The 18,759-nt window shown below is 48.4% G+C and carries 14 protein-coding genes and 1 tRNA gene; 4 read left to right on the top strand and 11 right to left on the bottom strand.

All coding sequences use genetic code 11. The features are described from left to right. Nucleotides 1-277 precede the first annotated feature (277 nt). Nucleotides 278-1,381: an inositol-3-phosphate synthase gene (locus QMD03_02235; GenBank protein MDI6776050.1), complete on the top strand. Its 1,104-nt coding sequence runs from the start codon at nucleotides 278-280 to the stop codon at nucleotides 1,379-1,381. A 72-nt stretch (nucleotides 1,382-1,453) separates the two neighbouring features. Further along, entirely contained in the window at nucleotides 1,454-2,041 is a 588-nt protein-coding gene (locus QMD03_02230; protein ID MDI6776049.1) for a CDP-alcohol phosphatidyltransferase family protein, read from the top strand. A 72-nt stretch (nucleotides 2,042-2,113) separates the two neighbouring features. Here the strand turns inward: QMD03_02230 and uvrA are convergent, their stop codons facing one another. The 3 genes from uvrA to mfd all read right to left on the bottom strand — a co-directional run bounded on the left by uvrA (nucleotide 2,114) and on the right by mfd (nucleotide 9,796). Further along, the gene (uvrA, locus tag QMD03_02225; protein MDI6776048.1) at nucleotides 2,114-4,921 is read right to left on the bottom strand and encodes an excinuclease ABC subunit UvrA; all 2,808 of its coding nucleotides are present in this window, start codon (nucleotides 4,919-4,921) and stop codon (nucleotides 2,114-2,116) included. A 227-nt stretch (nucleotides 4,922-5,148) separates the two neighbouring features. Continuing rightward, the gene (locus tag QMD03_02220; protein ID MDI6776047.1) at nucleotides 5,149-6,120 is read right to left on the bottom strand and encodes a SurA N-terminal domain-containing protein; all 972 of its coding nucleotides are present in this window, start codon (nucleotides 6,118-6,120) and stop codon (nucleotides 5,149-5,151) included. A gap of 103 nt (nucleotides 6,121-6,223) precedes the next feature. Then, nucleotides 6,224-9,796 carry a transcription-repair coupling factor gene (gene mfd / locus QMD03_02215; protein MDI6776046.1) on the bottom strand — a complete coding sequence of 1,191 codons (3,573 nt, stop codon included), beginning with the start codon at nucleotides 9,794-9,796 and terminating at the stop codon, nucleotides 6,224-6,226. Nucleotides 9,797-10,000: 204 nt separating this feature from the next. Here mfd and QMD03_02210 point away from each other — a divergent pair, with 204 nt between their 5' ends. Both QMD03_02210 and QMD03_02205 read left to right on the top strand, forming a co-directional pair. Beyond that, nucleotides 10,001-11,242: a molybdopterin molybdotransferase MoeA gene (locus QMD03_02210; GenBank protein ID MDI6776045.1), complete on the top strand. Its 1,242-nt coding sequence runs from the start codon at nucleotides 10,001-10,003 to the stop codon at nucleotides 11,240-11,242. 124 nt (nucleotides 11,243-11,366) lie between these two features. Continuing rightward, nucleotides 11,367-11,464: transfer RNA gene (locus tag QMD03_02205), tRNA-Sec, on the top strand. Nucleotides 11,465-11,489: 25 nt separating this feature from the next. Here the strand turns inward: QMD03_02205 and metG are convergent. The 8 genes from metG to ispH form a co-directional block, all read right to left on the bottom strand. After that, nucleotides 11,490-13,061, bottom strand: coding sequence for a methionine--tRNA ligase (gene metG, locus QMD03_02200; protein ID MDI6776044.1), 1,572 nt, complete (start codon nucleotides 13,059-13,061; stop codon nucleotides 11,490-11,492). Between the two features lie 222 nt (nucleotides 13,062-13,283). Then, a complete protein-coding gene (gene ricT, locus QMD03_02195) occupies nucleotides 13,284-14,072 on the bottom strand; it encodes a regulatory iron-sulfur-containing complex subunit RicT (protein ID MDI6776043.1) in 789 nt (262 codons plus the stop codon). A 27-nt stretch (nucleotides 14,073-14,099) separates the two neighbouring features. Beyond that, nucleotides 14,100-15,080 (bottom strand): DNA polymerase III subunit delta', encoded by a 981-nt coding sequence (gene holB, locus QMD03_02190; GenBank protein ID MDI6776042.1) that lies wholly within the window; start codon nucleotides 15,078-15,080, stop codon nucleotides 14,100-14,102. Between the two features lie 16 nt (nucleotides 15,081-15,096). Then, nucleotides 15,097-15,747 carry a dTMP kinase gene (tmk, locus tag QMD03_02185; protein MDI6776041.1) on the bottom strand — a complete coding sequence of 217 codons (651 nt, stop codon included), beginning with the start codon at nucleotides 15,745-15,747 and terminating at the stop codon, nucleotides 15,097-15,099. A 94-nt stretch (nucleotides 15,748-15,841) separates the two neighbouring features. Next, nucleotides 15,842-16,021: a 4Fe-4S binding protein gene (locus tag QMD03_02180; protein ID MDI6776040.1), complete on the bottom strand. Its 180-nt coding sequence runs from the start codon at nucleotides 16,019-16,021 to the stop codon at nucleotides 15,842-15,844. 31 nt (nucleotides 16,022-16,052) lie between these two features. Then, nucleotides 16,053-16,277: a NifU family protein gene (locus QMD03_02175; GenBank protein MDI6776039.1), complete on the bottom strand. Its 225-nt coding sequence runs from the start codon at nucleotides 16,275-16,277 to the stop codon at nucleotides 16,053-16,055. A gap of 122 nt (nucleotides 16,278-16,399) precedes the next feature. Next, entirely contained in the window at nucleotides 16,400-16,981 is a 582-nt protein-coding gene (locus tag QMD03_02170) for a hypothetical protein (GenBank protein ID MDI6776038.1), read from the bottom strand. 30 nt (nucleotides 16,982-17,011) lie between these two features. After that, nucleotides 17,012-18,754 (bottom strand): 4-hydroxy-3-methylbut-2-enyl diphosphate reductase, encoded by a 1,743-nt coding sequence (ispH, locus tag QMD03_02165; protein MDI6776037.1) that lies wholly within the window; start codon nucleotides 18,752-18,754, stop codon nucleotides 17,012-17,014. Nucleotides 18,755-18,759: the final 5 nt, after the last annotated feature.

Below are 18,759 nucleotides of genomic sequence, written 5' to 3'. Positions count from 1 at the left end.
AAAATAGCATGTCTAACCAGCTAACTTTATTTGACTTTTAATTGGACACTCATGGCCCAAACTATTTATAACAGGGTTAGCATAAGTTTCTTTCTTATTGACACTCAAGCTTTCTCAGCATATACTTTTCCCCAAGACAGTTCCCTATTAAAAGATCCCAGACGAAGTGGGTTCATTTCGGTAACGGTTACAAAAAAATCTTGATTCGCTGCTGAGGTCCAGTTTTACTTTTCAAAGATTTCGCTATGCTAATGTGAAAAGGAGGGGCGATGTAGGCATGGGAACGATAAACGTAGCAATCATTGGCGTGGGAAATTGCGCCTCTTCCCTGGTTCAGGGCGTTTACCATTATAAAAATGCTAAGGAAGAAGAGTTTGTCCCGGGATTGATGCATGTTAATTTGGGAGGCTACCATGTTTCCGATATCAATTTCGTAGCCGCATTTGATATTGATAAAAACAAGGTGGGGAAGGACTTAGCTGAGGCTATCTTCACACCGCCTAACAACACTATTAAATTTTGTGATGTGCCCAAAACAGGTATCCCCGTTCACCGTGGCATGACCCATGATGGATTGGGCAAATATCTATCCCGCATTATCACCAAAGCGCCAGGGGCCACGGCCGATATCGTGGGCATCCTCAAAGATACCAAAACCGATGTAGTGCTTAGTTTTCTGCCCGTCGGGAGCGAAATGGCCACTAAGTGGTATGTAGAACAGATACTGACCGCCGGCTGCGGCTTTATCAATTGTATGCCTGTTTTCATTGCCAGGGAGTCCTACTGGCAAAAAAGATTTGCCGAAAAAGGTTTGCCCGTGATAGGCGACGATATTAAATCTCAGGTTGGAGCTACCATCATTCATCGCGTTCTAACCAGGCTCTTCCGCGACCGAGGTGTCAAACTGGAGCGGACTTACCAGTTAAATTTTGGCGGTAACATGGACTTTTATAATATGCTGGAACGTGAGCGCCTCGAATCCAAGAAAATATCCAAAACCAATGCTGTTCTCTCACAGCTCGACTATAATATCGGCAGTGATAACATCCATGTTGGCCCCAGTGATTACGTGCCCTGGTTAACAGACCGGAAATTCTGCTATATAAAAATGGAGGGGCGTACTTTTGGCGATGTGCCGCTAAACCTGGAACTGAAGCTGGAGGTATGGGACAGCCCCAATTCCGCAGGGGTTGTTATAGATGCCATAAGATGCTGTAAGTTAGCTCTCGAACGTGGTTTAAGTGGCGCTATGGTGGCCACTTCGGCTTACTTTATGAAATCCCCGCCGATTCAATATTCTGATGACGAAGCTCACTTAAGAACTGAGGCATTTATCACAGGAAAAGAACAGGAAGGGCCAATCACCTTGCCCGAAAAGTAGCCTGTCTGAATACCTTATTAAAAAGGGTTCGAGGGTTCACCTGCAAAAGAAGCGTTGTGCTGACCGGACAAAATGGTGAATTTAGATCAGTGGAGAAAAAAAGCCGGCCTGCTAATCACTACCCCCCTGGTGCAAGTTCTGGGTAAAAGCAGACTAAAACCCGATACTCTTACTTTCACCGGTCTAGTGATAAGTTTTGGAGCAGCTTACTTTCTTGCCAGGGGAGATTTTTTTTCTGGTGGGGTTCTGGTTCTCGTCTCCGGCTTATTTGATCTCGTGGACGGGGCACTGGCCCGTTTTAACAACCAGGCTACAAAGTTCGGCGCCGTCCTGGATTCCACGTTTGACCGTCTCTCTGAAGCAGTAATACTTTGCGGCTTAGTGATCTGGTATATACCAACGGTGAGCACTCTGGGAATTGTCCTTATTTTTGCTGTCTTAATCGGCTCTTTTCTTGTCAGCTATATAAAGGCCAAGGCAGAGGGCCTGGGTTTGGCATGCCAGGTTGGTTTGTTTACCAGAGCGGAAAGGGTTATAGTATTAACAGTGGGTCTGCTTTGCGGTCAGGTTTTGATTACTCTATGGATCTTGCTTGTCTTTGTCTATGTCACTGTAATTCAAAGGCTACTTTATGTAAAGAAGGAAAGGGCTAAAAGATAAGGTTCTTTTCCTGTTCGTTATAACCGTAGCTTTCAGGGAAGTTCTTCCTCACTTGCGATAAAGAGAGGAAAGTTACAGAATCTTGCGGAGGAATTGGCCGGTGAGGGATTCTTTTACCTCTGCTACCTCTTCGGGCGTGCCGGATGCCACAATCTGGCCGCCACGGGGTCCCCCCTCCGGGCCGAGATCAATGATATAGTCGGCGGATTTGATGACATCCGGGTTGTGTTCAATGACGACTACTGTATTCCCCATATCCACCAGTCTCATCAGGACTTCGAGAAGTTTCTGAATATCGGCAAAGTGAAGACCAATGGTCGGCTCGTCAAGAATATAAAGGGTGTTGCTGTTCATTCGTTTCCCTAACTCTCTTGAGATCTTGATCCTCTGGGCTTCCCCTCCCGACAGGGTCGTCGCCGATTGACCCAGCCTGACATACCCGAGACCGACGTCGAAAAGGAGTTGAAGCTTAGACCTTATGGCGGGAATATTCTCAAAGAAGGAGATGGCCTGCTTGACCGTCATCTCGAGGACATCGGCAATACTCTTATCCTTGTATTTGATCTCGATGGTATCCTGATTGAATCTTCTCCCGTGACAGACGTCGCAGGTTACATAGACGTCGGGGAGAAAATGCATCTCGATCCTGAGCAAACCGTTTCCCTCACAGGACTCACAGCGACCGCCCCTGACATTAAAACTGAAACGGCCGGGCTTATAGCCCCTGATGCGTGATTCGGGAAGGCCGGTGAAAAGGTCCCGGATATAGGTAAATGTCCCGGTGTAAGTGACAGGATTTGAACGGGGGGTACGTCCTATGGGCTGCTGGTTCATCATGATGACCCTCTCGATCCCACCGAGGTCTCTGACCCGCCTGATCTTCCCCATGCCACCCTTCTGCCTGTTCAGCCTCCGGGCAAGGACCTTATAGAGGGTTTCAATAACCATCGTACTCTTTCCCGAACCGGAGACACCGGTCACGGTGGTAAAAACGCCCGCCGGGATCTTAATGTCTATACCTTTCAGGTTGTGTTCAGAGGCCCCTTCGAGGATGATAAACCGATCGGGAATGGACCTTCGCCTTTTCGGGACGGGGATAGACAACCTCCCGGTCAAATACATCCCGGTCAGCGATTTATCACTCTCACATATCTCCTCCGGTGTCCCGTGGAAAACAACCTCCCCTCCATCTAACCCGGCACCTGGCCCCATATCAATAATATCATCCGCGGACATCATCATCTCCGCGTCATGTTCCACAACCAGAACAGTATTGCCCATATCCCGGAGTCGCTTGAGAGTTGAGATGAGCCTGATGTTATCCCTCTGGTGCAGGCCTACCGTCGGTTCATCAAGTACATAGAGCACCCCAACCAGCCCGGAGCCTATCTGGGTTGCAAGCCTGATACGCTGCCCCTCTCCACTGGAAAGGCTATTAGTTGACCGATCCAGACTGAGATAATCCATGCCCACATCCAACAAAAATCGGAGTCTCTCCTTAATCTCTTTGAGAATTCTTTCCGAAACAACGGCCTCCTGATGGGAGAGGGGAACTACATCAAAGAACCCGAGACACTCACCGATGGGCATCCGGCAAAGATCGTATATACTTTTACCCGCCACGGTTATAGAAAGGCTCTCCCTCTTCAGTCTGGCTCCGGAGCATGTGGGACACTCCCGTAAATTGATGTAACGCGCCAGTTCCCTCCTGACCGCATCGGAGTTTGTTTCCCGCCACCTGCGGTCAAGCTGGTTGAGTACCCCTTCAAAAGACTTGCTATAAAAGAATCTTTGACCGCTCCTGTCCAGATAAAATTTGATCCTTTCCTCCTCCGAACCGTATAAAAGGACGGTTTGCACCACCTTCGGTAGTTGATTGAAGGGGGTGTTAATGTCAAACTGGTAGTGCCGGGATAGGGCGTCCAACATCTGATAATAATGGGTAGAATTTCGACCTGCCCAGGGGTCAATGGCCCCTTGCCTAATCGAAAGCCCTGGATCCGGGACAACCAGATTTTCGTCAAAATACATCTTACTGCCCAGTCCTCCGCAGTCCGGGCAGGCACCGTAGGGGCTGTTGAAAGAGAACATCCGGGGACTCAACTCCGGGATGCTGATACCACACTCGATACAGGCGTACCTTTCACTGAAAAGCACCTCTCCCCCATTTAAAAGATCAACCCTGACGAGCCCATCGGAGAGGCCGGAGGCGATCTCAAGGGAATCTCTCAGGCGCTTCCGCATCCCCCCTTTTACGACAAGCCTGTCAACAACGACATCAATGTCATGACGTTTATTCCTGTCGAGGACGATATCTTCGGTAAGTTCCCTCATTTCTCCATCAACACGCACGCGGGCAAAACCCTCCCTCAGGAGTTTCCTCAGTTCCTTTTGAAATTCCCCCTTCTTTCCCCTGACGATGGGAGAGAGAATCCCGATCTTTGTATTTTCGGGAAAGGCAAGGATGCTCTCCACCATCATGTCTATGGTCTGGGACTTGATTTCCCTCCCGCATTGCCAACAGTGGGGTATGCCTATGCGAGCATAGAGGAGGCGAAGGTAGTCATAGATCTCGGTGACTGTTCCCACGGTCGAACGGGGATTCTGACTTGCCGTTCTCTGTTCGATGGCAATGGCAGGAGAGAGGCCCTCAATTGATTCAACCTCAGGTTTGTCCATCTGACCGATGAACTGCCGGGCGTAGGTAGACAGCGATTCCACATAACGCCTCTGTCCTTCGGCATAGATGGTATCGAAGGCAAGGGATGACTTACCGGAACCGCTGACACCGGTGATGACAACAAGCTTATCCCTCGGTATCTCTATATTTATATTCTTTAGATTGTGTTGGGAGGCCCTTTTGATTTTTATATAATTCATGCGTAATTACTCAGGAGTCAGAAGTCAGGAGCCAGAATCCAGAATAAAAGAGTGTATGCCTCTATCAACTTACTGACTTCTTCTTTATCCTCCCTGCGTTGTCTCGAATTTTGTGTTTTGGTCATTTGATATTGTTTAACACTTATACTCCATCGGTGTGAAAATCCTTAGCGGGCTTTCTTTTCATACTGGCTCCTGAATTCTGGCTCCTGGCTCCTAAGTAGTTCCTAAAGTTTTATCTCAATGTGAGATTTCGCTCTCAATTCTCCGATCCATTCTTCGTACTTCTTATCCATTTTTTCATCCTCTATCTTTTCTTTGATCTCTTCACGGACGGATTCGAGGGGCTTAATCCCCCCTCCTCTCTTATCAACAACCCTGATGATATGAAAACCCATGGGGGACTCAATTATATCACTGATCCCATCTTTTCCCAGGCTGAAGGCCACCTCTTCTACTGCGGGGATCATCATCCCCCTCTCAACAAAACCGGTATCGCCACCTATGGCCGCGGCAGGTCCTGTCGCATAGGTTGCCGCGACAAGGTCAAAGGATTCCGCCGTATTTATCTGTTTGCGGATCATTTCGGCATTGGCCCTAAGCCTTGCCCTCATCTCCTGATCACAGTCCTTCGGAATTGGAATAAATATCTGCTTAACCCGGACCGCTTCTCTGCCCTCATAATCCTCCCTGTGCTTACGGTAATACTCACCTATTTCATCTTCACTAACCCTAACCTTGGGCCTCAGCTCCCGCCTGATGAGTCTCATCCTGGTCATCTGATCTCTGATCTCTTTCCTGTAGGCATCAAAACTGGACCCTTCCCTGACAAGGATTTCTGTAAAATCCCCTATCTTGATATTTCTTTTGCCGAGGATGTCTTTGATTGTTTCCATAACCTCCTCATCTTTGACGACAATCCCCGCTTTTTTCGCCTCCTGTTCGATCAGGTGACCATCAATCAGCTTATTCAACATGGCGACTTTAGCCTCGGCAACAACACTGTCCTTATCCCGACTCGTGTAAGATTCTTCTATCTTTTTCCGGTATGACTCCAGGGCGCTGTTCAAATCGAACATGGTGATAACCTCATCATTTACAATGGCCACGATTCTGTCTGCAATTTCGGCATATACCGAAGTAGTTAGAAAAACCGCAAAAGAAAGAACCACCCAGGTCTTTAATGTTTTTCCTGTCATTTTCCCACTCCCCCCTTCATCAATAAGTCCTACGTCTTACGTCTTACGTCCTATGTCTTTTATATTATGACATACGACTTACGACATACGACTTACGACTTTATCAGTTCATCAATGCCTGTAACAGGCCTTTCGCATGTCTGATAATTTCATCCCCTGTCAGAGACGGCATGGGAACATAGAGTTTGAAATCGGAAGTCAGTCTCATCCCCTTCATCCTTTTCCGGGAGAGCTCGACGATTTTGGCCGCTTCCACGGGAGAAGTCTCCTGGAAAAGGATGAACATGGTCTTCCCGTCATACCCCATCTTCTTGCTCTTGAGATGCTTCAGGATGTTCCTGAGGCTGATCACCTCTAACAGGTTCGCAAGTTCAGGTGGTATGAATCCATAGCAGTCTATCAATTCTTCTTTAATCTCAGACAGTTCTTCATCCGTTGACGCCAGGGACAACCTCTTGTAGGTGACAAGCCTCCTTACGCAATCGGTCATATAGTCCTCAGGAATAAAGGCAGGCAGACCGAGATTAATCTCCGGCTTTACCTCCTCTTCGATCACCTCCCCCTTCAGTTCTCTGATGGTCTTTTCCATCAATTCGGTATAAAGTTCATAGCCAACAGCCGAGATGTGCCCCGATTGAGAGGTGCCAAGGATATCCCCTCCCCCTCTGATATTCAGGTCATTCATGGAAATGCGGAAACCGGAGCCGGCCTCGGAAAAATCCATGAGCGATTGCAGTCTCTTCCTCGCATCCGGCAGGAGCATCACTCCCTTAGGTATCAGAAGATAGGCATACGCCTCCTCCTTCGACCTCCCTACCCTTCCCCTGAGCTGGTATAGCTGGGAAAGGCCAAACCGGTCGGCCCGATTGATGATGATGGTATTGGCCGTGGGGATATCAATGCCGGAGCCGATGATCGTCGTGCAAACCAGAACATTGTAGTCTCCCCTGATAAACTTTGCCATCGTATCCTCTGTCTCTTTTCCCTTCATGCGGCCATGAACAACAGCGACGCTGGCCTCAGGAACGAGCCTTTCCACAAACCGCGCCGCGGTGAATATGGATTGTACCCGGTTATGGAGAAAGAAGACCTGCCCATTTCTCCTGAGTTCTTCCCGGATTGCCTCTCTTATCACGTCTTCATTAAATTCAAGCACATAAGTCTTGATAGAAAGGCGATCCTTGGGAGGGGTATTGATGACAGACAGATCACGGATACCGACAAGCGAAAGATGCAGACTCCTCGGGATGGGGGTTGCTGTCAGGGTAAGGACGTCAACGAGAGTGCGGAGCTTCTTCAATTTTTCCTTATGAGTTACCCCGAAACGCTGTTCTTCGTCTATAACGACAAGGCCTAAGTCTTTGAAGGCAATGTCCTTCTGCAGGATCCGGTGGGTGCCGATAATGATATCCATGGTCCCCTTTCTGGTCTCCTCTATGATTTTCTGTTGCTCCTTCTTCGTTTTAAAACGATTCAGGACCTCAACACAAATGGGATAATCGCTCAATCTGCGGGAAAATGTCTGGTAGTGCTGCTCGGCAAGGATCGTCGTGGGAACTAAAACAGCGACCTGTTTCCCATCCATGACGGCCCGAAAAGAGGCCCGCAGGGCCACCTCGGTCTTACCAAACCCGGCATCGCCGCAGATCAATCTGTCCATAGGTCTGGCACTGCCCATGTCAAGACAGACATCCTCAATCGCCCTGTCCTGATCGGGTGTCTCCTCAAACTCAAAGGTGGAAGAAAATTCATTGTAAATCCTGTCAGGTAAAGAAAAGGGTTGCCTTTCCATCACCGCCCTGGCGGCATAGACCGAAACAAGCTCTTCGGCAACCTCTCTCACCGATCTCTTGACCCTTTCCTTTACCGACTCCCAGGAAGTCCCCCCTAATCTATCAATCTTCGGCACATAACCTTCCTGGCCGACGTACCTCTGTATCCGGTCGAGACGGTCTACCGGTATATAGAGTTTATCTCCTTCCTGGTACTCAACAAGGAGGAAATCGTTGATAATACCGGTCTTACCGACGGTAAGTTTCTGAAGTCCCCGATAGGTCCCGATGCCGTGGTCGGTATGGACGACATAATCTCCCTCCTTAAGCTCACCAAAGGATTGAAGAAAATACCCCTCTCTGGCTGGCCTTCCCCGCCTTCTCGCCACCTTTTTACCGAAGATATCCTCTTCACTGATCACCACCAGTTTCAGGCCGGGGAAGTGAAACCCCGCGGTTATCCTACCCTCTCTGAGGACGAGACGTCCCTTGCCGTCATGTTGAAGAACCTCGGCCAGGAAGGGAAGAGGGTGAGCGTGGGGCTGGCTGACGGGAAGGGAGTATTGCGCTAAAAGATAGGACATCCTCTGGGTTCTCTCCTGGCCCGCACAGAGAAGGGTCACCAGATTCCCCTCTTCAAGCCACCCCTTGATCCTTTCCACGAGGGGGGTGAGAAGTCCCTCCTCCTCACCCCGTGTCTTCATTGCTTCCTTCCATTCCACATCCGCATCCATGAGAAATTTCACCTGTGCGGCAGGGTGGTCACCCTCACCAGGACCGCCGAGGGCCAGGCCTTCGAGATATATCTGCTGGAAATCCTCATAGCACCGGAGGAGTTTCTCCCCCGTCAGACAAGAAGATTCCTTGCCCAAGTAAAATTTCCCCTCACTGCCGGCCTTCATTAAGAGACGGTCTATTTCATTTACTATTCTCTCTTCAGAGGACCGTAAGGCCAGGAAATCATCAAAAACGATACCAGTACCCCGGGGCATGAAGTCAAACAATGTTCCGAGCGTATCATGATCCTCCAGGTTTTCATTATTGGTAAAGGATTCGTAAAAGAGAGGAAGGAACAGGGGATTTATCGAAGATACCATGCCATTTTCCATCATCTCCACGGGGCGGTGTTTCATTATCCCCTGGAGTTCCAGTTCATTCGCCCTGTGTCTTATATTTCTTATGGCCTGTTGCTTCCTCATGGGAGTCAGGATGACCTCTCTTGCCGGAGTAATGGTAAATTCTTCCAACTTCCCCGTGGATCGCTGTGATGCGGTATCAAACTCCCTGATTGATTCCACCTCGTCCCCCATGAACTCCATCCGGACAGGTCTCGCCGCCTGGGGAGGGAAAACATCAATTACATAACCCCTCAGGCTGAATTCACCCTTTCCCTCCACGAGGGGCGCCCTGCTGTACCCTCCAGCAAACAATTTTGCTACCAGCTCCTCCCTTTCGATGACATCCCCCACAGAGATGAATTCAAGATAACTCTCGAAGACATTTTCGGGGATAACCCTCTGCATCAGGGCCTTTAAGGGCGCTACGACTATCGCCGCCTCTCCTAATAACAACCGGTAGAGTACATCCATCCGCCGTAATTCCACTTCCCTCTGGAAAGTAAACAGGTCAAGGGAAATAGTATCCCAGGGGGGGTAAAGGGATACCTTGTCCTCTCCCAGAAAAAAAGAAATGCCCTGATAGGTATCCTTCGCTTCTCTCTCCGTAGGAGTGACCACGAGCAATGACTTATCAATACGTCTGAAAAGGATGGAAAGGAGGAGGGATTTTGCCGCGCCCTGAAGACCACCGACCCTTATCTTTTTTTCTCCACCACTGATCCTGTCAAACAGGGCATGGAAAGCAGGATCAGATATGGTATACTTTTTCTCAATAATCTTCCTCACCTTGTAAACAACCCAACTCTTGATAAAATCAGGGATATTGTTGAATTTTGTAATTTATAATACAAACATGATTTATTCAAGGATAAAAACATCTCTCCGATTACGTATTGACAGGGTAAATCATTTAAGATATTTTCTATAGATGCTCTGTCAGAAATTGAACCGCTATTACAATTATTACAATCGTTACTACAATAGGGAAAAATGATCACTGTTGAAGACGCCCTGAACCGTATTCTTAAAAACATTGCCCCTCTCGGTCTGGAGAAGGTCAGTCTCCTGGATGCCCTGGGAAGGGTTATCGGTGAGGATATATACGCCATACGTAACATCCCGCCGAAAGACAACTCGGCTATGGACGGCTATGCCCTCCGCTGGAAGGACACCCTGGGGGCGACAAGGAAAAACCCGGTTACCCTTGATGTCATCGAAGATATCCCCGCCGGTTATATTCCCCGGAAAAGTGTGGAACCTGGTACTGCATCCAGGATCATGACCGGCGCTCCTGTACCGGAGGGAGCGGATGCCGTCATCAGAATGGAAGATACGGAAAGGGATGGACAGAGGGTAAAGGTCTATGTACAGACCGAACAGGGACAGGATATCAGGTATGCGGGAGAGGATGTCAAAGAGGGAGAGCTGGTCATCTCACGGGGAGAGATCGTAAGACCGGCAGAGGTAGGCATGCTGGCCGCTCTGGGTCGTTCCTTTATATATGTTTATCAGAGGCCCCTTGTCGCCATCCTGTCCACCGGTGACGAGCTGGTTGACATTGACGAAATACCATCGCCATGGAAAATCATCAGCAGCAACAGCTATTCCCTTACCGCCCAGGTGATGGACTGCGGTGGCATCCCACTGCATATCGGGATAGCAAAAGATACGAGGGAAGACTTGGTCGCCAAGTTCCGGGCTGCCCTCCGGGCAGATATCATCATTTCATCCGGCGGGGTCTCGGTGGGAGATTACGATCTCGTGAAAGATATCATGAAGGAAGTGGGAAACGCCATGGAATTCTGGCGTGTGGCAATGAGACCGGGGAGACCCCTTGCCTTTGGCGCCATGGAGGGGATTCCGGTTTTTGGATTACCCGGCAACCCGGTATCGTCAATGATCTCCTTTGAACAGTTTGTCAGGCCCTCTATACTCAAGATGATGGGCCATAAAAACCTGTTTCGCAAGACGATCAAGGCCTGTCTTCACGAAGATATCACAAAAAGCAAAGGGGTGAAACACTTTATCAGGGCCAGGGTCAAATACGAAGGGGGAAGATATACCGTCAGCACCACAGGTGAACAGGGTTCTGGCATCCTGAAGTCTATGGTCAGGGCGAATGGACTCATCATCCTGCCTGAGGATATAGCATCGGCCAGAAAGGGTGATGAGGTGACAGTGCAGTTGATTGATACTTCTCTCGAACAGACAGCTCAGCCTGGATACCTATAATGCAAGCGTTCAGCCCTCAGCGATCAGTAACCCCTCGTATTTTTTTGTTTTCGCTGAAAACTGAAGGCTGATAGCTGAACGCTTACCCTATAACCATTTGCAAAAAGTTCTTTACATCCTGCGTGGAAGTGCCAAGGTCACTGGTGGGCCTCCTGGACTTCAAATCCAGTGTGGGGCGCTAAAACCGTCCCAGGTGGGTTCGATTCCCATGCACTTCCGCCAGTAAATATTCTGAAGAGATTTTCGACTAACTGACTCCCCCCTGTTTAACATCAGGCTCTTCCTCTTTATATTCAATGCGGGGGAAAAGGGCATCGGCACGTTTCAGAGCATTCCCGGCCGGGAGGCCACCCCAGCTACGGATACTTTTGAAATCCTGGGTCTTGATGTCCTCAATTCCGATTTGCTCCATTATCTTCTTTGCTGAATCCGGCATAAACGGCAAAATAAGAACGGCAATGATACGGAGGGACTCTAACAGGTTATAGATGACCATCTCCAGCCTGTCCCTCTGGGAGGGGTCTTTCGCCATCGTCCAGGGCTCTCTTTCCACAATGTACCTGTTTACCAGATTGATGAATTCCCAGGTGGCAATCAATGCCCTGTGCAGGGAGATCTCCGCAAAAAAGTTTTCTGCCTCGGCTACAGCTTTCCCTGCCGCCGCAAAGAGCGGCCTGTCTTCCCCGGAAGGGATAGGGACATCAGGTATCTTCCCGCCACAGTATTTTATGGCCATGGCCATGATCCTGCTCACCAGGTTACCAAGGTCATTGGCCAGATCGGCGTTGATCCTTTTAACAAAGCTCTCCTCATTAAAGCTTGCATCAAGGCCAAAGACCATTTCCCTCATGAGAAAATAGCGAAAAGGCTCCAGCCCGTATCTATCCTTCAATGCCAAGGGGTGTACCACATCGCCCAGGCTTTTGGACATCTTGCCTTGGCCGATATTCCAGTAGCCATGCACATTAAGATGGCGGTAAGGTTCGATGCCCGCTGCCTTAAGCATAACAGGCCAGTAGATGCCGTGGGGTTTCAGTATATCCTTCGCGATCAGGTGCTGGGCATGAGGCCAGAATATCCTGAACCTTTCCCCATCCGGCCAGCCCAATCCCGTGATATAATTGATGAGGGCATCGAACCAGACGTATGTCACGTAATCTTCATCGAAGGGAAGGGTGATTCCCCAGCTCAGCCTTGTCTTCGGTCTCGAGATGCAGAGGTCCTCGAGCGATTCTCGGAGAAAGGCAAGGACCTCATTCCTGTATCGCTCCGGTCTGATAAAATCAGGATGGTCTTTGATGTGTTGAACGAGCCAGTCCTGATATTTGCCCATCCTGAAGAAGTAGTTGCTCTCTCTACGGTATTCCGGCACGGTCTGGTGATCAGGGCATTGACCATCCACCAGTTCTTTTTCCATATAAAACCGCTCACAACCGACACAGTAGTGTCCCTCATATTCCCCGAAATATATATCTCCCGCATCGTAAACCTTCTGCAGGATCAGCCTGACCGTCTCGACGTGATTGGCATCGGTTGTCCTGATGAAATAATCGTTGCTGATGCCAAGTTCCGACCAGAGATTTCTGAACTGATTGCTAATGCGGTCTGCAAATGTCTTTGGGGTTTCATTCGCTTTTCGGGCAGCCTGGGCGACTTTGTCACCGTGCTCGTCTGTGCCGGTCAGAAAAAACGTTCTGTAACCGGAAAGGCGGTAATACCTTGTCAGGACATCGGCGGCAATGGTGGTGTAGGCATGACCAATATGAGGAGAGGCATTGACATAGTATATCGGCGTGGTGATAAAAAATACTTTCTCCATAAAAACTCTTTTGTAAGGGCTAAAGATCTTTGTAACTATTCAGGCACAAAGGGGCAAAGGCACATAGGCACAAAGTTCAAAGGAATACGATCGGAACGCATGATACAACCTGTCCAAATACCGCCTTGTAAACATCTTATAGGAACTTAATCAACTCATTCTCTTCAGATCTCTTGACTTTGTGCCTTTGGTGCTCTCAAACCTTTGTGCCTACCTGAGTAGTTACAGATCTTTCACATTGACGGCAATCTCTTTACCATTTTCCAGCTCTACAATAATCTCATCCCGGAGGACGTTTTGCCTGACGACCTTGCCACGTCCCCCGCTAGTCTGGAGCATTTTTCCACATTTCGGCATATTCTTTTTCATATCCTGATAGACATCGTACTCAAAGGACATACAGCACATGAGTCTCCCGCAAAGCCCCGAAATCTTCTCTATATTCAGAGACACACCCTGTTCTTTTGCCATCTTGACTGAAACCCGATCAGGATTATAGTGTGAACCGGCGCAGCAGACCTCTCTGCCGCAGACTCCTATCCCTTTGATAATACAGGCCTCATGTCTGGCGCCAATCTGCCTTAACTCAATTCTGGTCTTGAACTTTTGCACCAGATCCCTGACGAGTTCCCTGAAATCAACACGGTTTTCCGCAGTAAAGTAGAACATCACCTTGCTTCTATCAAAGAAATACGTCACATCTATCAGTTTCATGGGAAGGTTTCTCGCCTTGATCCTTTCCAGGCAGAATTGGCGGGCAACTTGTTCTAACTCCCGATTATCTTCTTTAACCTTCAAATCTTTTCCTGTAACTTTACGGACAACATCCTGAAAGTTGATCGGTGCTTTATAGATGGGCACAGACCTCACATCTGTCACAACCCTGCCGATTGCCGGTCCATTATCGGTATTGACAATTACCTCATCTTTCTTTTTCAGCAAAAGACCAGAGGCATTAAAGAAGCGTACCTTCCCCCCCTTATCGAACTTTACACCAACAATATTCCTCAACCCATCCATCCTCCTTTTTATCTACAATTACCAAATAATTTTAAACATCATCGCTTCCAAAGTCAATGCTTTATTGGCATTCCGGTCAATGGCGTCAGAAGCCCAATCAACTGTCTTGATGTTGTTCATGATGTCCTGTCCTGACAGCCTGTCAGCGATAGATTTGATGATGTCCGTGTGATCCTGATTGATCAGACGTTCCATTTCCGCCGTTTCCTTATAGACCAGAGCATCTCTGTAACAGATCCTCAAGATATCAAGCCTGTCAATGATCTCCCTGCGATCCTTTCCAAAATTACTTGCAAAGGATAAAATGTTCGGAGGATCCTTCATCCGGTTTTCTGATATCTTGCTCAGAACTTCATTCCGCAACGTCAGAAAGGCATCCTTGCTCATCTCCAACGCCTTTCCAATGCTCCCGCCTGACGATGAAGCGAGCACCATGGCCGATTCAGAATCCATAACTAAACGATCCTGTAAAAATGAATGGATGGTTTCCTTCAGCAAAGGATTGAACCTTAAATGCTGACAACGGGAAAGGACCGTAAGGGGAAGCTGGTAAGGTCGTGATGTGATCAATATCAGTATATTGGATGGAGAAGGCTCCTCAAGTGTCTTAAGCAACGCATTGGCCGAGGTGATGTTCATTTTATCTGCATCAACAATGATAAATATCCTTTTCCCCCCTTCAAAAGGCTTGAATTTCATCTGGTTCTGGATATCTCTAATCTCTCTGATCCTGATAAATTGCCCTTCAGCTTCTATGATCGTAACATCGGGATGGTTTCTGTGATCTGTTTTCCGGCAGGACGAACACTTATCACAAGCATCAAAGACATCTCCCCCTTCCCGGCAATTCAGGGCTTTGGCGAACACCACCGCTGTTGTCCTCTTGCCAATACCCTTCATGCCGTAAAAGAGGTACGCATGGGGGACACGGCTCCTTGCCACGGCGGCTTGGAGGATACCGATCTGTTTATCGTGACCGTAAATGTCTTTGAAGGACATGAAATTACCTCAGTACTCAATGCCTTCCATGCACAAGCCCCCTACCCCTCAGGTAAGAACACACCTCACGATTGATGCTGATAATGTCTTTTTCGCCATCTATGACCCTGAATCGCCCCGGTTCCTGTTTCGCAAGAAGAAGATAACCTTCCCTGATCCTTCTGTGAAATTCTAAATCTTCTCTCTCGAAACGATCCTCTAAGGCAGACCCCTCGAAACGCATCCTCTCCCTAGCCCTCTTGAGGCCAATCTCAACGGGTAGATCAAAAACAAGGGTCAGGTCTGGTTTCAGGCCAACCGAGACAATTGCATTAAGCCCCCTGATGAAATCAAGATCCAATCCCCTCCCTAAACCCTGATAGACCATGGTAGAGTCGGAAAAACGGTCGCATAAGACGATCTTACCCTCCGAAAGTGCAGGCGAGATTACATCTCTTACATGCTGGACCCTGGCCGCAGAAAAGAGGAGAATTTCCGCTTCAGCGCATATCTTATAACCGCCTCTATTTAAAAGGATTTCTCTGATCTTTTCCCCCAGGGGGGTCCCGCCGGGTTCCGAGGTGATGAGAAAAGGGATGTGATGGCGCTTCAGGTATTCACTTGCCATCCTGATCTGGGTGGTTTTACCACAACCTTCAATACCCTCGAAGGTGATGAATTGTCCCATTTGGACTTACCAAGAAAATAGGGAAATTAACGGGTATGAAATGCTTGCAGTCTTTTGGGGGTGACGGAGGTCGCCCTTTACTCCTGAATACAACCTATCTTTCATCTGCCGGTATGATTGCCTCAACCGGGCATTGATCGGCACAGGTCCCGCAATCTATACAAAGATTGGGATTAATAACGTATTTGTCCTCTCCCTCACTGATCGCCTCTTCAGGACATTCCTCCTGACAGGAACCACAGCAAATGCACTCATCCGTAATTACGTACGCCATACTTTCTTCTCCTTGCATGAGACTGGTAAACCTACGATACAGAAACAACTTCTTTAATTTCAGGAATTTCCTTCTGCAGATGTTTCTGAATTCCCATCTTTAATGTCATCTGTGACATGGGACAGCCACAACAGGCACCTACTAATCTAACCTTCACGATGCCGTCATCGCTCACATCAACCAGCTCAACATCTCCCCCGTCAGCCTGAAGAGATGGCCTTATACGCTCTATCGCTTTTTGTACCTTTTCCTTCATGAGACAACCTCCAGATAAAAATTAGTAAGCGTTCGGCTGTCAGCCTTCAGTTTTCAGCAAAAACAAAAAGATACCAGGGGTTACTGATCGCTGATCGTTGACGGCTGAATGCTTACAAAAAATCAATGCGGCATGTAGCCTATCATTTTCTTGCAAAGGTCCCTGGCCACGTCAGGAAGGGCTGGTTTGAAGAGCAGATAATCTTCTGATAGATGATGGCCTGCCTTCCAGATGATCTTCCCGGTGCCGGCCTCCACCATCTTAATCCCTATGCCGACCTTGGCCAGCTTTTTTTCATTTTCCACCGTGTAATTCCAGTAGTCCACATTCACCACAAGAAAGGCATCAATCTGCGAAAGTTCGCCAATCTTTTTACTCAGTTCAGGGTCGGAAAAGTTGACGGTTTTGAGTTTGGCGAGATAATCCATTACGACCTTTCTCAGTTCCTCATTGGACTGTAACTGGTTATTGATCGTGTCGGCAGCAACCACATCGGCAAACCATTTTTTATCAACAAGGACACCGGCAATAACCTGGTCAATAACACCCCTCGCCTCTTCGTAGGTTCCCACATCAACGGGAAGCACACCTATCCTCCGGGGATGAAAATCCTTTGCCTCCGGGGCAACCTGGGAATAACGGAGTCCGCCACAACCGGAGAGCATCAACACCAGAAGGATTACTACAAAACACTTTTTTTTCATTATTTAAATACCCCCCCCCCTGTATCGTTCTTACGGAACATGCCTGGTGAAAATGAACCACAAAAATGCACTCATACCGGCTACGATGTAGCAGGTCTCAAGTAGACCTTCCAGAACTACACCGGACAGTTGCGACCTTCTATCACAGAGCTTAAAACAAATCCATACATAAAATGGGCAGGATAAAAGGGCAAGACTCAACGAGGGAGCCCACCCCGCGGGATAGGCGATAACGAGTAAAATGACCAGGAAAACCAGTATCCCCTGCAGAAGAATCCGGGTATATTCCTCTCCAATCAGGACGGGGATCGTTTCTCTGCCAATCAGACGATCGCTCTGGATGTCGAGTGTATCGGACATTGCCGAGCGGATAAAAACCAGGAAAAAGATAAACAGAAAAGCTACAGTCATACCGGGAGTAATCGCCAGATCAATCTCCATCTGTGGTAGCACCGCTGCCACAGTACCCCAGGCCATGGCCATGGAGACATTTTTTGATCCCGGCAGGTCTCTCAGTCTTTTTAAACGCCAGTTCTCCGGTAACAACCTGGTATTGTAGAGTACCCCCAGGACAGAAATCAGTAAAAGCAGAAAAAAAGGGGCCAGACCTGTGAAGAAGGAAGATACCATGGCAAGGAAGAGGGCGAGCAACGCCATGAACAGATAGAGCTTTTCATGCTTCCGATATAGTTCTTCCCTGAACGAGCCGATGATGCTGCTGCTGGTTTTCCTGTTGATGAAACGATTAAGGGTATGCATGGCGTAAACATAAAGTGATGTGGTCAGGATATTCAAGATACTAACGTTGAGCTTCTGTAAAAGCATGCCTGTAAAGGACAGGCATCCGGCGCCGATGGCGGAATATATATCGCACCTGATGGTAAATACCCAGAGATTAAAAAGCCCCCCGATCTTTTTCCTCTTTTGGCCTTGATAGCTTGTAATGCTATCCACCACCCGGTCAATGATCCAGTTGGGTGTCGATGCCCCTGCAGAAACACCGATTCTTTCGTAACTGTTCATTGTCATTTTTTTAAGCTCTTCCACAGTTTCAATGTGAAATGTAGGCGTTCCCGTAAGTTCAGATAACCTGGCCAATCGCTTCGTGTTTGCGCTGTTCTTCCCTCCCACGATAACCATGGCATCCATCTGTCCAGCCAGTTCTTTAACCTCGGACTGTCTCTGCTCCGTAGAATTACAGATGGTATCAAAAACGACATTATCGGGGAATTTTTCCTTGATCCTCTTTACGATTTCGTTATATTCGACGATACTTTGTGTCGTCTGTGCAACTACGCAAACCCTATCCAGCTCGGGAAGACAATCCACTTCATCCCTGCTGCCAATGACAATGCCCTTACCATAGGTATATCCGAGGAGGCCATTCACCTCCGGGTGCTCACCATCACCAACGATCAGGACGGTATAATTGAGAAGGGCATGTTTTTTAATAATAGCCTGGACATGTGCAACCTTAGGACAGGTAGCGTCAATGATCCTGATCCCTCTTTCCCTGATCCTCTCTCTCTCCTGGGGCGATATACCGTGCGCCCTGATGATAATAGTCGCCCCTCCCTCACGGATTTCATCCAGGTGAGAGACAGGAATGATCCCCCGCATCCTGAGAAGTTCTATCGTCTGGGGATTATGGATCAGTGGCCCGTACGTGTAGATATTCTCTTTACCCTTGCGCCGGGCAATATCGAGGACCATGTCAACAGCCCTCTTGACACCCATGCAGAATCCTGCCGCCCTCGCCAGTTTAACAACCATCGTAA

This window comes from Syntrophales bacterium, assembly GCA_030018935.1.
Lineage (GTDB): Bacteria > Desulfobacterota > Syntrophia > Syntrophales > CG2-30-49-12 > CG2-30-49-12.
This window is presented reverse-complemented; position numbering and strand designations above follow the sequence as displayed.

Bases quoted from the DNA above. Each gene is read 5' to 3' on its own strand.
- uvrA (MDI6776048.1), bottom strand. From the start codon at position 4,921: ATGAATTATATAAAAATCAAAAGGGCCTCCCAACACAATCTAAAGAAT.
- QMD03_02210 (MDI6776045.1), top strand. From the start codon at position 10,001: ATGATCACTGTTGAAGACGCCCTGAACCGTATTCTTAAAAACATTGCC.
- QMD03_02230 (MDI6776049.1), top strand. From the start codon at position 1,454: ATGGTGAATTTAGATCAGTGGAGAAAAAAAGCCGGCCTGCTAATCACT.
- metG (MDI6776044.1), bottom strand. From the start codon at position 13,061: ATGGAGAAAGTATTTTTTATCACCACGCCGATATACTATGTCAATGCC.
- QMD03_02170 (MDI6776038.1), bottom strand. From the start codon at position 16,981: ATGAAAAAAAAGTGTTTTGTAGTAATCCTTCTGGTGTTGATGCTCTCC.
- holB (MDI6776042.1), bottom strand. From the start codon at position 15,080: ATGTCCTTCAAAGACATTTACGGTCACGATAAACAGATCGGTATCCTC.
- QMD03_02175 (MDI6776039.1), bottom strand. From the start codon at position 16,277: ATGAAGGAAAAGGTACAAAAAGCGATAGAGCGTATAAGGCCATCTCTT.
- QMD03_02180 (MDI6776040.1), bottom strand. From the start codon at position 16,021: ATGGCGTACGTAATTACGGATGAGTGCATTTGCTGTGGTTCCTGTCAG.
- QMD03_02220 (MDI6776047.1), bottom strand. From the start codon at position 6,120: ATGACAGGAAAAACATTAAAGACCTGGGTGGTTCTTTCTTTTGCGGTT.
- QMD03_02235 (MDI6776050.1), top strand. From the start codon at position 278: ATGGGAACGATAAACGTAGCAATCATTGGCGTGGGAAATTGCGCCTCT.
- tmk (MDI6776041.1), bottom strand. From the start codon at position 15,747: ATGGGACAATTCATCACCTTCGAGGGTATTGAAGGTTGTGGTAAAACC.
- ispH (MDI6776037.1), bottom strand. From the start codon at position 18,754: ATGGTTGTTAAACTGGCGAGGGCGGCAGGATTCTGCATGGGTGTCAAG.